The sequence below is a fragment of the Photobacterium sp. GB-72 genome, assembly GCF_003026095.1.
In the GTDB taxonomy this organism is placed as follows: Bacteria; Pseudomonadota; Gammaproteobacteria; order Enterobacterales; family Vibrionaceae; genus Photobacterium.
The window spans coordinates 182,339-195,230 of sequence record NZ_PYNV01000005.1; the positions used below are offsets into that span (position 1 = coordinate 182,339).

A 12,892-nucleotide genomic window follows, 5' to 3' on the forward strand; every position below is an offset into this window, starting at 1 on the left:
TATCAACACAATCACCTAGGTAGCCTTGCTAGAGCGATTATTTACCATGAAATAATATTCTTTATTTTACCGGCCAGCCCCCTTTGAAATCAGAATAATCATCCAAAATAAAGATTAAATAAAACTTATTAAACGGAAACAGCAAGTAGCGGAATACCGATCCAAAGTACGGATGCAAAAATGAAGAAAAAGAAATAAGTAGACTTAAATGACATGATTTAGACCTCGATTTAATCTTTATGTACTGCATTTTATACTTTTTAGTTATTCTCGTATGTTCAAAAAATCAGTCGTTAGTTTTCAATTTTAGTAAACAAGATAAAGCATAAAATGCTTGCTAGAAAAAGATTAGAGGGATATTGTTTCCTCTATGGAATTACGATTAAGTTCACCTCACCTCTTTCTTTGTTGGTGGCGCTCTTACTAGAGCGGCGCTGAACTAACACACCTTATTTTTATGTTCATACGCTGCCGGAAGGTTTGCCATGAACAATTATGATCTTGTTTCAGTCCTCTCCGGTAGCAACAATTATTTTTGGAGAATACTATGACAACATCAGCACAAAGCACTAACGTGATTCTTACTGGCGATCGAGCAACAGGTCCACTTCACCTTGGCCACTATGTGGGTTCCCTTGAACAACGCATTCAACTACAACATCAGTACCAACAAACCATTCTTGTCGCTGATATGCAGGGACTGACGGATAATGGGCATAACCCACAGAAAGTCGCTTCTAATATTTTAAACGTGGTAGCCGATTATCTCGCAGTTGGTATCGATCCCAACTTAACCACTATTTGTTTACAGTCATCACTACCCGCATTGGCTGAGCTGACCATGTACTATTCAAACTTGGTATCGATTTCTCGACTTGAACGTAACCCAACCGTTAAAAATGAAATTCAATCTAAAGCATTTGGTCGTTCCATTCCTGCCGGATTTTTAACTTATCCCATTTCTCAAGCGGCTGATATTACGGCATTCAAGGCTAATTTGATCCCTGTCGGTGATGACCAATTACCCATGCTAGAACAAACCAATGAAATCGTAAGAAAAATTAACCATATCGCCGGAAAAGAAATCTTAGTCGAATGCCAAGCACTACTAAGTAATGTGGCACGCCTACCAAGTACTGACGGTAAAAACAAAATGTCGAAATCAATGGGAAATGCGATTACGTTAGGCGCAGACAGTAAACAAATAAGCCAAGCGGTGAAATCAATGTACACCGATCCTAACCACTTACGGGTTGAAGATCCGGGCAACATTGAAGGTAATGTTGTCTTCACCTATCTTGATGCTTTTCATCCAGATCAAAGCTATGTCGCTGAACTAAAAGAGCATTACCAACGTGGTGGTTTAGGTGATGGTACAACAAAGAAAATCTTAGAGGCGTGCTTACAAGATTTAATCACGCCTATTCGTCAACGCCGTGAAGAATACTTAAATGATAAAGCCTATTTAGTTGAAGTATTGAAAAAAGGCACCGAAAAAGCCAATCAAGAAACTCAGCTCGTATTACATGATGTGAAAAGCGCATTTGGGCTTAACCTTTTCTAATGGTTTCGGATATCGAAGTCACTTGGGTATAAAGGCAGCTATGTTTATACTGACTCGATTTTCAGATAAACATAGCCGTCCAATCACACAGTGCAGTTATATGGCAACCATCGAACTCGAACAAGACTACTACCTTCACAACTTTAAGGCGTTACTTAAAACCGTAGAGCAGTATCATGCTTCATTATTAAGTACAGATGAAAAGCACTGGCTGCAATCTTTCCACCAGCTTTCAACCGATGCGCAAATGTTGCTGATCCGCTTACTATCACGTAAAGGGATCTTATTTCGTTTTAACAAACTTAATTATGACGAAATTACAAATATCGACTTAGCCAAAGATACGCTGATTAATGCTCATTTTATTAGCCAAGAAATCACCGTTCTTCTCCAGCAGCAAGTTATCAGCATCAGTGATATTTTCTCACTCTATACCAAACCTGAACTACAGCGTTTATTCCCAACCCTTATTGAAAAAACAGATAAGAAAGCTGAAATACTATTTAAATTAGAAAGCCATGATGATAGTGAATACTTGCTTAATGTCATTAGCGAGCCACTTGTTATGGTGCAACAACAAACCCTGCTCGCAAAGTTTCTATTGCTGTTTTTTGGTAATAGCCATCAAGATCTTAGCCAATTTGTATTAAGTGATTTAGGGCTCCATAAATTTGAAAATTACCGGATTGATGCCAGCACGCAACTGTTCCACACCACAGAACAAGTCGACCAATGGCTGACACTAACCCAATTATCCGACTTATATTGGCGTGCCCATGAAACGAAAGACTACGATACTATTTCTTCCCTTGTACCACTATTGCCAAAGGCTACTTCATGGTTGCCTCTCGAAAATAAACGCCAAAAACTGATCAATCATATGGCGCGAGATTTAGAGCGAAACCATCAATATGACGCAGCACTTGCTCTCTTTCGTCAAACTGAACGTACGCCAAGCCGTGAACGACAAGCACGAATACTCATGGCGCAGCAGCAATACCAAGCAGCCTACAATGTCGTGAAAAATATTCAGCATGATGCGAAAAATGAAGATGAATACGGCATAAGTCTGAGGTTAGAGAAAAAGCTCGCAAAGTCAGTCAATCACATTTTTACAGCTCCAAAAACGTTTGCTCCAAAAGCGATACAACTGCAACTTGCGAATCCTGAACACCAAAGGGTTGAACACTGCACTGCTGGCTATTTTGAGTCTCAAGGTTGGACGGTGTTCTATCTTGAGAACCAATTTCTCAACAGCCTTTTTGGGTTAGCAATGTGGGATATTATCTTTGCCCCCATCAAAGGCAGCTTTATTAATCCTTACCAATTAGCGCCACTGGATATGTTCAATTCAGAGTTTTACCTCAAGCGAAAAGACGTAATTGATGAACGCTTACAAGCGATTGAACAAGGTCACTATGATGGCTGGCAAACACACTTTGAGACAAAGCAAGGGATCTCTAACTACTGGGTACATTGGGAGCTATTTAATCAGCAAGCACTTACATTGGCTTTAAGCCATATACCACCAGCTCAATTAGCGGTAATGTTTCGTCGATTACTTAAAGACTTACGCCACCACCGCTCAGGAATGCCTGATCTGATCATGTTTAATGACACGGGTTATCAGTGGGTAGAAGTCAAAGGACCCGGTGATAAACTACAAGACCACCAGTTACGTTGGCTCGCTTTTTTTGATCAACATAGAATTCCCGCACAAGTGGCTTATATTACATTTTCAGATCCTAACGAAGACTAAGCGAATAAATAGACGTTTTTTGCGTTAGCGTAATAAAAGCCTGCCGTAAATTCGATACCATGCTGCGATTAGCACTAACAGGTATGTTTATAATGAAAATAACTGTGGATGGCGGCTCATTTAAGGTCGCAATTGATACTGAGTATGAAGGCCTAGTCGCAGAAGCAACTGCGGTGTATAACGAAACATTAGAACAGGCAAAAACACCAGATAAGGCTATACTGCGCTTTCTTCAAATCATTCTTGAACACCGTGATAATGATGACGCTATCGGTTATGCCGTATTAGGCTTACTTGGCTGGTATAACAAAATAATTAATCCTGTTACAGATAAAGATATCGAGCTAAATCTACCCAAAATTCTACCGCATTTGCTAAATCCGACGGGTGATTTAACCGCATTCAATCCCATGGAAAAAACGATGTTCGCGCATTAATCATCGTATTGTAAGTGCCTATTTCTCAATACCGATAATAGGCATTATTGCGACACTTAAAACCTTAACCTTACGCTATTTACTCATGTCATTTATCCTCTGTAAGCCCTACGTGACGCTTATAAATATAAACTTTTTATCAGTAACTGTTTGTTTATGACACGCTTATAACAAACATGCTAGTATATCGTCATTGAAAAAAAGTCTACTATATGACGCTACTATTACCTCAGTAATAGTATGATATTATTGTTAATACCTGTTTCAACTCGGTACTCGAATGAACCAATCAGAACTATTATTAGACGTTAGTACTCACGCTTTACTACACCTAGAATTCAAAAAACTAGATAAACGACTAAGCCTTGCAGAAAAAAATAATATATTGGTTCAATACCTAAAGCCAATCGTCAAATCTCACCAGTATCGACGAGTAAAGAAGACGACGAAAAGCTGGCTACAAATGGGTAGAAGGCTAAATACCGATTTCGAAGCAACATTAAATCAAGAACGCGAACGTTTGCAGCAAATGAGCTCAACCGATCTCTACCAGTTTATTGCCCTGATTCAAGAGATCGAAACAGAGCTGGACACGAAAGCGCAGTATTCATTGGCACATGCCATTGATCTTAATGCGCGTTATGGCAAAGTCTTGGTCTGTGTTGTCGATGAAGATCTAACATCAAGCTTTGATGAAGATGGTTTAATGACCAAAGCAACGCAAATACTCTTTATTGGCGACGAAAAGTTGAAAGATCAATTTTCTTCAATTGTCGATAAGAGCACAGGCTTCCAATCTGTCATTGCTTATGAAGATGAAAACCATTTACGTATTGAGCTATTTCGTCTTTAAACAGCCTATTGTCGCCTAGCCGTCAGCTTATAATTCATCGCTGTTAAGCCTTTTCGAAAGACAATCGTAAAGGCTATCTTTGCTGTCCTCCCCCTTTTTTTTCCAATATCATTTCCGCTCACTTATTTACAAATAAAGTTTACTTTAACCATCCAGATCACCACGTTTTTAACTATTTTAGACGAGATACACCTTTATCTTTATTAACGATACCTTTAGAGTATCCACCTTTATATTTTTGTAACAAGTTAGCTATGACGATAAAGAATTTAACAATAACACTCATGCTGTGTTCAACATTGAGCGCATGTTCTGTCATGAATCAACAAGAGTGCCAAACAGCTAACTGGCAAGCACTGGGTTACATGGATGGCTCTCAAGGTGCCTCTTCAACCCAATTTAACGAACGTAGCTCTGCCTGTTCGGAATACAATGTTCGCGCTGACTTTTCTCAGTATCAAGCCGGTTATCAAAAAGGCCTAATCAGCTACTGTACTGAAAGCCATGGCTTTTTTGTCGGATCTCATGGTAAGTCTTACCAAGGTGTCTGCCCGCAAAATACCGCCAAAGCGTTTGTAAAAGGCTATAACCATGGCCAGCAACTCTACACAGCGCAAGAAAATGTTTCTCGTGCAGAACGAGAATTGAGCTATGAGCAACATGAAATTGATAACCAAAAAGAGAAATTAAACGAGTTAAAAAACAGTTTAATTTATGACCAACTCACCCCACGTGAGCGCCGTGAAAAGCTCGATGAGATTGATGAAATAAATAATAGACCCAACGATCTGAAACGAAAGCAGCATCAACTTAACAAGTTAAAACAAGAACTTGAAAAAGTACGAGCACAAATGAATACATACTATTAAAACGGTATGAAAAAGCCCTTACTCTCGGTACAAAGTAAGGGCTTTAATTGTGATGGATTTACTGGAGATACCATCAGCAATAAATAACATCCATTCTATCTATTACTTTTCCTTTCACACCATGATGGTTATGCAAAAGGAATGCCTCCTTGATGGTATAAAACAATATCCGCTTATTTTTCTATGGTGATTTAGTCCAACAAACGGTCACTGTATTTATTCCATCAAGGTTAGCGGCGCATCTGTTTCTGGGTTAATTCAACCGCACGTAATTGTGCCATTGCTTTTGCCAGATCCATTTCCGCCATAGCGAAGTTAATATCATCAGCATGCTTGTTGATATTTTCTTCTGCGGCGCGTCGAGCTTCATCAGCGCGAGCCTTATCAATGTCCTTCCCATGCATTGCCGTATCGGCAAGTACAGTTACTACAGAGGGTTGGACTTCAACAATCCCGCCTGAGATATAAAGGATTTCTTCAGGATCCTTTAGATCAGTGACAAAACTCGCCACACCAGGTTTTAGTCGGCTCAATAAAGGAGAGTGACCAGGGCGTATACCCAATTCCCCATCAGAGCCAGAAATTGCCAGCGCATGAGCTGGGCCAGAAAACAATGGACCTTCTGCACTCACAATGTTGAGTTGGAACGTGTTTTCGGTTACGCCAATAGCCATGATGCCTCCTTACGCCTTAAAGATTTTTCGCTTTTTCAAGCACTTCTTCGATTGCGCCACAGTACAAGAATGCTTGCTCTGGTACGTCATCATACTCACCGCTTAGTAAGCCTTTAAAGCCTGCGATAGTTTCTTTAAGTGATACAAATACACCTGGTTGACCGGTAAACACTTCCGCTACGTGGTAAGGCTGAGTCAAGAAACGTTCAATCTTACGAGCACGAGATACTGTCTGCTTATCTTCTTCAGATAATTCATCCATACCTAGGATAGCAATAATATCTTTAAGCTCTTTGTAACGCTGCAGTACGGTTTGTACACCACGCGCAACATCGTAGTGATCTTGACCAACAACCAGTGGATCAAGCTGACGAGAAGTAGAATCTAGTGGGTCAATCGCAGGGTATAAACCAAGCGCGGCAATGTTACGAGACAGTACAACCGTCGCATCAAGGTGAGCGAACGTCGTTGCTGGCGATGGGTCAGTCAAGTCATCGGCTGGTACATATACCGCCTGAATAGAGGTGATAGAACCTGTCTTCGTTGAGGTAATACGCTCTTGTAGTACACCCATTTCTTCCGCTAGTGTTGGCTGATAACCTACCGCTGATGGCATACGGCCAAGCAGTGCTGATACTTCAGTACCAGCCAATGTGTAACGATAAATGTTATCGATAAACAGAAGTACATCACGGCCTTCATCACGGAAACTTTCAGCGATAGTTAGACCAGTAAGTGCAACACGAAGACGGTTACCCGGTGGCTCGTTCATCTGACCGTAAACCATGGCTACTTTATCAAGTACCCCAGCTTCTTTCATTTCGTAGTAGAAGTCGTTACCTTCACGAGTACGCTCACCGACACCAGTAAATACTGATAAGCCCGAGTGTGCTTTCGCGATGTTGTTGATAAGCTCCATCATGTTAACGGTCTTACCTACACCCGCACCACCGAACAGACCGATTTTACCACCCTTAGCAAATGGGCAGATAAGGTCGATAACTTTCACACCCGTTTCTAACAGTTCAGAGCTGTTAGATTGTTCTTCATAAGACGGTGCTTCACGGTGAATGGCATATTTGGTTTTTTCGCCAATTTCACCACATTCATCAATCGGTGAGCCTAACACGTTCATGATACGGCCAAGGGTTTCTTCACCCACAGGGACAGTGATCGGTGCTTTGGTATTTACCACTTCTAGGCCACGACGAAGACCGTCTGATGAACCCATTGCGATACAGCGAACAACACCGCTACCAATTTGCTGCTGTACTTCTAATACTAATTCAGCATGCTCACTATCACTAAGGGTAAGCGCATCATATACACGTGGTACGCTATCTTGGTCAAATTCCACGTCAACGACAGCGCCGATGACTTTGACAATCTTACCAGTACTCATTTGATGTCCTCAAAATTCTATTTAAACGGCTTGTGCCCCAGCGACAATTTCACTTAGCTCTTGGGTAATAGCAGCTTGACGGGCTTTGTTATAAACCAGCTGTAAATCATTAATCAGCTCGCCCGCATTATCGGTTGCTGCTTTCATCGCAACCATTCGCGCTGCTTGTTCACAAGCGATACTCTCAACAGTGCCTTGGTAGACCTGTGATTCGATATAGCGAAGCATCAGTTCGTTGAGAATGGGTTTTGGATCTGGCTCGTAGATATAGTCCCAGCGGCTTGATTCATTAGCATCGGCTAACTCTTCTTCTTCAAGCTGAGGATTAGGTAGCAATTGTGCCACCTTCGGCTTTTGCACCATGGTATTTACAAACTCGTTGTAAACCAGGAACAAGCGGTCAATCTTGCCTTCGTCGAAATACTCCAACATGGCGTTAACTGGGCCTAAAATATCTTCAAGTTTTGGTTCATCACCAATACCGGATGTTTGTGCAATCACGTTGCCGAAACGATGGAAAAACGAAATCGCTTTTGAACCGATCAAGGTGGTATCAACCTCCACCCCTTGATCTTTCCACTGACGCATATCTGCCAGTGCTTTCTTAAACAAATTAATGTTCAAGCCACCACATAATCCTCGGTCTGAGGAAATAATGATGTAAGCGACACGTTTTACTTCACGCTCTTCAAGATAGGGATGCTTGTACTCCAACGAACCCGAAGTCACGTGTCCGATCACTTTACGCATGTTCTCTGCGTAAGGTCGGGTCGCTTCCATGTTCTGTTGAACTTTGCGCATCTTACTTGCGGCAACCATCTGCATAGCACTCGTGATCTTTTGCGTATTTTGCACGCTGGCGATCTTAGTGCGGATCTCTTTTGCATTTGACATGGTTAGCTCCTATCTACATTCATACTGCATCGTACTTGGACGGAAATGTTCTCGTCGCTTAGTACGACTGGGTATCAACGAATGTTTTTAGAAGCTGGTGCAAGCTTGCTTCGATGTCATCGTTGTAATCACCAGACTCATTAATTTTTGCTAGTAATTCAGCTGACTGACTCTTAGCAAATGCCATTAATGCTTCTTCAAATGCACCGATTTGAGATAACTCAACGTTATTCAAATAACCTTTCTCGGCAGAGAAAATAGCCAGTGCTTGCTCAGCGACAGACATAGGTGCGTACTGCTTTTGCTTCATTAGCTCAGTGACTTTTTCACCATGGTCTAGCTGTTTACGTGTTGCATCATCAAGATCTGATGAGAACTGGGCAAAGGCTGCTAATTCACGGTACTGTGCGAGTGCGGTACGAATACCACCAGACAGTTTCTTGATGATCTTAGTCTGCGCGGCACCACCAACACGAGAGACCGAAATACCCGGGTCAACCGCTGGACGTAAACCTGCGTTGAACAAGTTAGTCTGCAAGAAGATCTGACCATCAGTAATCGAAATTACGTTGGTTGGTACGAATGCGGATACGTCACCCGCTTGGGTTTCGATGATAGGTAACGCGGTTAATGAACCTGTTTTGCCTTTCACTTCACCGTTAGTAAAACGCTCAACATAGTTAGCATTTACACGTGATGCACGCTCTAGTAGACGTGAGTGAAGGTAGAAGACATCACCAGGGAAGGCTTCACGGCCCGGTGGACGCTTAAGCAATAGTGAGATTTGACGGTAAGCAACAGCCTGCTTAGACAGGTCATCATAAACAATCAGAGCATCTTCACCACGGTCACGGAAGTATTCACCCATCGTACAACCCGCATACGGGGCTAGGTATTGAAGGGCGGCCGCTTCAGACGCAGATGCTACAACAACAATGGTATTTTTAAGCGCGCCGTTTTCTTCTAACTTACGCACAACGTTAGCAATTGTTGATGCTTTTTGACCAATAGCCACATACACAGAGTAAATACCAGAATCTTTCTGGTTAATGATGGCATCAATCGCCATCGCCGTTTTACCTGTCTGGCGGTCACCGATGATCAACTCACGCTGACCTCGACCGATTGGCACCATAGAGTCAACCGCTTTGTAACCAGTCTGGATTGGCTGATCAACCGATTTACGATCGATGACACCGGGTGCGATAATTTCAACAGGCGCAAAGCCATCGTTGTCAATCGCGCCTTTACCATCAATAGGCTGACCAAGGGTGTTAACAACACGACCCAATAAACCTTTACCTACTGGCACTTGGAGGATACGACCGGTACCTGTTACTTTCATGCCTTCAGCAAGATCAGCGTAAGGACCCATCACTACCGCACCTACAGAGTGACGCTCTAAGTTAAGTGCCAATGCATAACGGTTGTCTGGAAGTTCAATCATCTCACCTTGCATAACATCAGCAAGACCATTGATAACAATAATACCGTCGCTTACAGAGACGATAGTACCTTCATTACGTGCCTGACTGGTCACGTTAAAGGTGGCGATTCGTTGTCTAATTAAATCGCTAATTTCGTTGGAATTCAGTTGCATATCTAATTACCTATTACGCCTGAAGGCTTGTAGCAAGTCGGTTGATAGAGCTTTTTAGCGAGCCATCAATCACCATTTCACCGGCTTTGATTAGCATTCCGCCAACTAGCGACTCATCAATGTGACAATCAAGCTCAACACTGCGATTTAATTTCTTTTGCAGCGCCTGTATCAGGTTCGCTTTCTGCTCATCTGTTAACGGCTCGGTTGTTGTTACTGTCGCTGTTACCATGCGCTCATGATCTTCTTTCAGCTCATGGAACAATTCAGCAACTTGCGCAATCACATTTAGACGTCCATTTTCAGCCATTACTCTGATCAGGTTCTGGCCATGTTCATCCAGCAGCCCCTCACAAACGCCCAAGAACATGTCAGTAAACGCTGATGAGTCATGCTCGCCAAACTGCTCGCTATCTTCAATTTGCTGAGCAATAACGGGTTGGCTAGCAACCGTTGCTGCGATAATTAACATTTGCTCCCATTGTTCCAATGCATCATTGGCAAGAGCGAAATCAAACGCTGCTTTGGCATAGGGCTGAGCAATAGTTAGTGGATCTGACATAATGTGCTCTCCGCTTACATATCCTTGATGAGTTTATTAACAAGATCGCGGTTAGCATCTGTGTCTAAGTTACGATTAATCAGTTTCTGCGCCGTTTCAATCACCATGTCAGACATTTCTGCACGGAGTTCTTGGCGAAGGCGATTACGATCACTTTCCACTTCAGCATTGCCCTGAGCAATAATGCGAGCTTTTTCTTTCTCACCTTCCGCTTGGGCTTCTTCGATAATTTGAGCGCGACGCTTATTACCTTGCTCGACTAATTCATTTGCACTTTTCTTCGCATCATCCAGAAGCTTTTCACCATTAGCTTTTGCTAATTCAAGTTCTTTTGACGCGTTTTCGGTATGAATCAGTCCTTCAGCGATTTCGCGCTGACGTTGGTCAATTAACGCAGATAGCGGTGGCCAAACATATTTCATACATAGCCAAACAAAAATCACGAATGAGATTGCCTGACCAAGCATGGTTGCATTTAAATTCATACCATCCTCACTATTTAAATAACGTTATGATTTATAACGGTAGTTCTGGCTATTAAGCCACAGCAAAGATGATGTAAAGACCGATACCTACACCAATCATAGGTACCGCATCCACAAGACCCATCATGATAAAAAACTGAGTACGTAACATAGGGGTTAAATCTGGCTGACGTGCAACACCTTCAAGGTATTTACCCGCAAGATTACCGATACCAGAAGCCGCACCTGCCGCGCCTAAACCAATGAGAAGCGCACCAGCAACGTAAAGAACTGCACTTACAATATCCATGAATGACTCCAAAAATTTATTTAATAGATAAAACTTAAATCGAACTTAATTTATTAATGTTCTTCAGTTGCCATCGCTAGGTACACAACAGTTAGTACCATGAAGATGAAGGCCTGAAGGAACACAATTAAAATGTGGAACAATGCCCACGGCACGCTTAACGCCCACTGCATCCACCACGGCATTAATGCAATCAGGATAAAAATCATTTCACCTGCATACATATTTCCGAAGAGTCGAAGTCCAAGAGAAATTGGTTTTGAAATTAATGTCACCAACTCCAAAACGAAGTTCACCGGATACAACAATGGGTGTTCAAATGGTTGTGTTGTTAACTCTTTAATAAAGCCAACAAGTCCCTTAGTTTTTAAGGTGTAACCAATGATTAAAATAAACACACCTAACGCCATCGACATCGGTACGTTCACATCAGCAGAAGGCAAATCACGGAAATGTTCAAAGCCCAGTGCTCGTGCTAATGCAGGAACGAAGTCGACCGGAATTAAGTCGATCATATTCATTAAGAAAACCCACACGAAGATAGTTAACGCTAAAGGGCCGACTATCTTGCTTCTCGTCTGAAAAATTTCCTTAACAAGGTTGTTTACAAATTCATAAGTGATCTCAATAAAACATTGCAATCGACCTGGAACCCCAGAGGTTCCGTGGCTAACAACATATTTAAAGACACCGATGAAGAGTAAACCTAACACCCATACCATAAACATGGAGTCTATATTTAGGCTCCAAAAACCGTGGCCTACAGTAAGGAATGTTAAGTGGTGCTCAATATATTCGTGAGCGGTAGTTACTGCTTCCACCTTACGTCATCCTAAATTGAGGTTTGTTAAGTATCGGGGTTAAAAAGCATCCTAAAAATGTCACGCTATAAGCTAATAACATAGCTACATGATTTACTGGAATAAAACGAACAACAGCTAAAATCATTACCGCGGTATAAACCCACTTAATAAAACTATTAAGTTTGGCTAAATATCGAATACTAATGTCTTTATTTGTTTTTATTTTAAAAGCAGCGGCACTTAATCCTAACAATGAAGGAATAACTGCAATAGCCACCCCAATAATTGAAGATTTAACGCCAAACCAATTAGTCGTAATAGAAGCAAAAAAAATAAAAAGTAAACCTAATATTATTTGCCCAATCACTATTACTTTTGCTGCAGATAAAATATCGCTAGAACCAGATTTCGTATTCATTTCTAATCCTCTTTATTTATGCAATAACCTGCTAACCCCCTCCATTTCAACTTGTTACGGGTTATTTCAACTTGTGATTAAATTCACACAAACGTAAGGAATGAATAATATCGCAAGAGAAAACTCCCTCACCAAGAGCAAATATCTCATCAACTAAAATGTTAAATAAATATTAAATACCGAAGCAGAAAAGTGTTATTTATATCAATGCAACTTGCAACACATTTAAAATCAATAACTTTGACGCCACCTCTTGATGATTAAAATTTACGTGATCGTTATC

At 41.5% G+C, this 12,892-nt stretch carries 14 protein-coding genes; 5 read left to right on the top strand and 9 right to left on the bottom strand.

Features of this window, described 5'->3' with window-relative positions:
• Positions 1-547 precede the first annotated feature (547 nt).
• The 5 genes from trpS to C9J40_RS08545 all read left to right on the top strand — a co-directional run bounded on the left by trpS (position 548) and on the right by C9J40_RS08545 (position 5,482).
• Complete coding sequence (trpS, locus tag C9J40_RS08525) at positions 548-1,564, top strand: tryptophan--tRNA ligase (RefSeq protein ID WP_107207368.1); 1,017 nt, start codon at positions 548-550, stop codon at positions 1,562-1,564.
• A gap of 40 nt (positions 1,565-1,604) precedes the next feature.
• Positions 1,605-3,323: a VRR-NUC domain-containing protein gene (locus C9J40_RS08530; protein ID WP_233217696.1), complete on the top strand. Its 1,719-nt coding sequence runs from the start codon at positions 1,605-1,607 to the stop codon at positions 3,321-3,323.
• Between the two features lie 92 nt (positions 3,324-3,415).
• Complete coding sequence (locus tag C9J40_RS08535; RefSeq protein WP_107207370.1) at positions 3,416-3,760, top strand: hypothetical protein; 345 nt, start codon at positions 3,416-3,418, stop codon at positions 3,758-3,760.
• Positions 3,761-4,040: 280 nt separating this feature from the next.
• A complete protein-coding gene (locus C9J40_RS08540) occupies positions 4,041-4,613 on the top strand; it encodes a DUF2913 family protein (RefSeq protein ID WP_107207371.1) in 573 nt (190 codons plus the stop codon).
• A 317-nt stretch (positions 4,614-4,930) separates the two neighbouring features.
• Positions 4,931-5,482 (top strand): DUF2799 domain-containing protein, encoded by a 552-nt coding sequence (locus tag C9J40_RS08545; protein ID WP_107246520.1) that lies wholly within the window; start codon positions 4,931-4,933, stop codon positions 5,480-5,482.
• 230 nt (positions 5,483-5,712) lie between these two features.
• Here the strand turns inward: C9J40_RS08545 and C9J40_RS08550 are convergent, their stop codons facing one another.
• Genes C9J40_RS08550 through C9J40_RS08590 form a run of 9 tightly spaced genes read right to left on the bottom strand, consistent with a single transcriptional unit; the run spans position 5,713 to position 12,609 of the window.
• Positions 5,713-6,156 carry a F0F1 ATP synthase subunit epsilon gene (locus C9J40_RS08550; protein WP_005366515.1) on the bottom strand — a complete coding sequence of 148 codons (444 nt, stop codon included), beginning with the start codon at positions 6,154-6,156 and terminating at the stop codon, positions 5,713-5,715.
• Between the two features lie 16 nt (positions 6,157-6,172).
• Complete coding sequence (gene atpD, locus C9J40_RS08555) at positions 6,173-7,558, bottom strand: F0F1 ATP synthase subunit beta (protein WP_107207373.1); 1,386 nt, start codon at positions 7,556-7,558, stop codon at positions 6,173-6,175.
• A 21-nt stretch (positions 7,559-7,579) separates the two neighbouring features.
• On the bottom strand, positions 7,580-8,452 hold the full coding sequence (atpG, locus tag C9J40_RS08560) for a F0F1 ATP synthase subunit gamma (RefSeq protein WP_107207374.1): 873 nt from the start codon (positions 8,450-8,452) through the stop codon (positions 7,580-7,582).
• Between the two features lie 58 nt (positions 8,453-8,510).
• Positions 8,511-10,052, bottom strand: coding sequence for a F0F1 ATP synthase subunit alpha (atpA, locus tag C9J40_RS08565; protein ID WP_005366518.1), 1,542 nt, complete (start codon positions 10,050-10,052; stop codon positions 8,511-8,513).
• A 13-nt stretch (positions 10,053-10,065) separates the two neighbouring features.
• A complete protein-coding gene (locus tag C9J40_RS08570) occupies positions 10,066-10,614 on the bottom strand; it encodes a F0F1 ATP synthase subunit delta (protein WP_107207375.1) in 549 nt (182 codons plus the stop codon).
• A gap of 14 nt (positions 10,615-10,628) precedes the next feature.
• Positions 10,629-11,099, bottom strand: coding sequence for a F0F1 ATP synthase subunit B (gene atpF / locus C9J40_RS08575; protein ID WP_107207376.1), 471 nt, complete (start codon positions 11,097-11,099; stop codon positions 10,629-10,631).
• Positions 11,100-11,151: 52 nt separating this feature from the next.
• Positions 11,152-11,388 carry a F0F1 ATP synthase subunit C gene (gene atpE / locus C9J40_RS08580; RefSeq protein WP_004730405.1) on the bottom strand — a complete coding sequence of 79 codons (237 nt, stop codon included), beginning with the start codon at positions 11,386-11,388 and terminating at the stop codon, positions 11,152-11,154.
• A 53-nt stretch (positions 11,389-11,441) separates the two neighbouring features.
• On the bottom strand, positions 11,442-12,209 hold the full coding sequence (gene atpB, locus C9J40_RS08585) for a F0F1 ATP synthase subunit A (RefSeq protein ID WP_107207377.1): 768 nt from the start codon (positions 12,207-12,209) through the stop codon (positions 11,442-11,444).
• A gap of 1 nt (position 12,210) precedes the next feature.
• Positions 12,211-12,609, bottom strand: coding sequence for an ATP synthase subunit I (locus C9J40_RS08590; RefSeq protein WP_107207378.1), 399 nt, complete (start codon positions 12,607-12,609; stop codon positions 12,211-12,213).
• Between the last annotated feature and the right edge of the window lie 283 nt (positions 12,610-12,892).

What these genes read in the sequence shown, in the direction of transcription:
- trpS (WP_107207368.1), top strand. Translation starts at nt 548, where the DNA reads ATGACAACATCAGCACAAAGCACTAACGTGATTCTTACTGGCGATCGA.
- C9J40_RS08530 (WP_233217696.1), top strand. Translation starts at nt 1,605, where the DNA reads ATGTTTATACTGACTCGATTTTCAGATAAACATAGCCGTCCAATCACA.
- C9J40_RS08535 (WP_107207370.1), top strand. Translation starts at nt 3,416, where the DNA reads ATGAAAATAACTGTGGATGGCGGCTCATTTAAGGTCGCAATTGATACT.
- C9J40_RS08540 (WP_107207371.1), top strand. Translation starts at nt 4,041, where the DNA reads ATGAACCAATCAGAACTATTATTAGACGTTAGTACTCACGCTTTACTA.
- C9J40_RS08545 (WP_107246520.1), top strand. Translation starts at nt 4,931, where the DNA reads ATGAATCAACAAGAGTGCCAAACAGCTAACTGGCAAGCACTGGGTTAC.
- C9J40_RS08550 (WP_005366515.1), bottom strand. Translation starts at nt 6,156, where the DNA reads ATGGCTATTGGCGTAACCGAAAACACGTTCCAACTCAACATTGTGAGT.
- atpD (WP_107207373.1), bottom strand. Translation starts at nt 7,558, where the DNA reads ATGAGTACTGGTAAGATTGTCAAAGTCATCGGCGCTGTCGTTGACGTG.
- atpG (WP_107207374.1), bottom strand. Translation starts at nt 8,452, where the DNA reads ATGTCAAATGCAAAAGAGATCCGCACTAAGATCGCCAGCGTGCAAAAT.
- atpA (WP_005366518.1), bottom strand. Translation starts at nt 10,052, where the DNA reads ATGCAACTGAATTCCAACGAAATTAGCGATTTAATTAGACAACGAATC.
- C9J40_RS08570 (WP_107207375.1), bottom strand. Translation starts at nt 10,614, where the DNA reads ATGTCAGATCCACTAACTATTGCTCAGCCCTATGCCAAAGCAGCGTTT.
- atpF (WP_107207376.1), bottom strand. Translation starts at nt 11,099, where the DNA reads ATGAATTTAAATGCAACCATGCTTGGTCAGGCAATCTCATTCGTGATT.
- atpE (WP_004730405.1), bottom strand. Translation starts at nt 11,388, where the DNA reads ATGGATATTGTAAGTGCAGTTCTTTACGTTGCTGGTGCGCTTCTCATT.
- C9J40_RS08590 (WP_107207378.1), bottom strand. Translation starts at nt 12,609, where the DNA reads ATGAATACGAAATCTGGTTCTAGCGATATTTTATCTGCAGCAAAAGTA.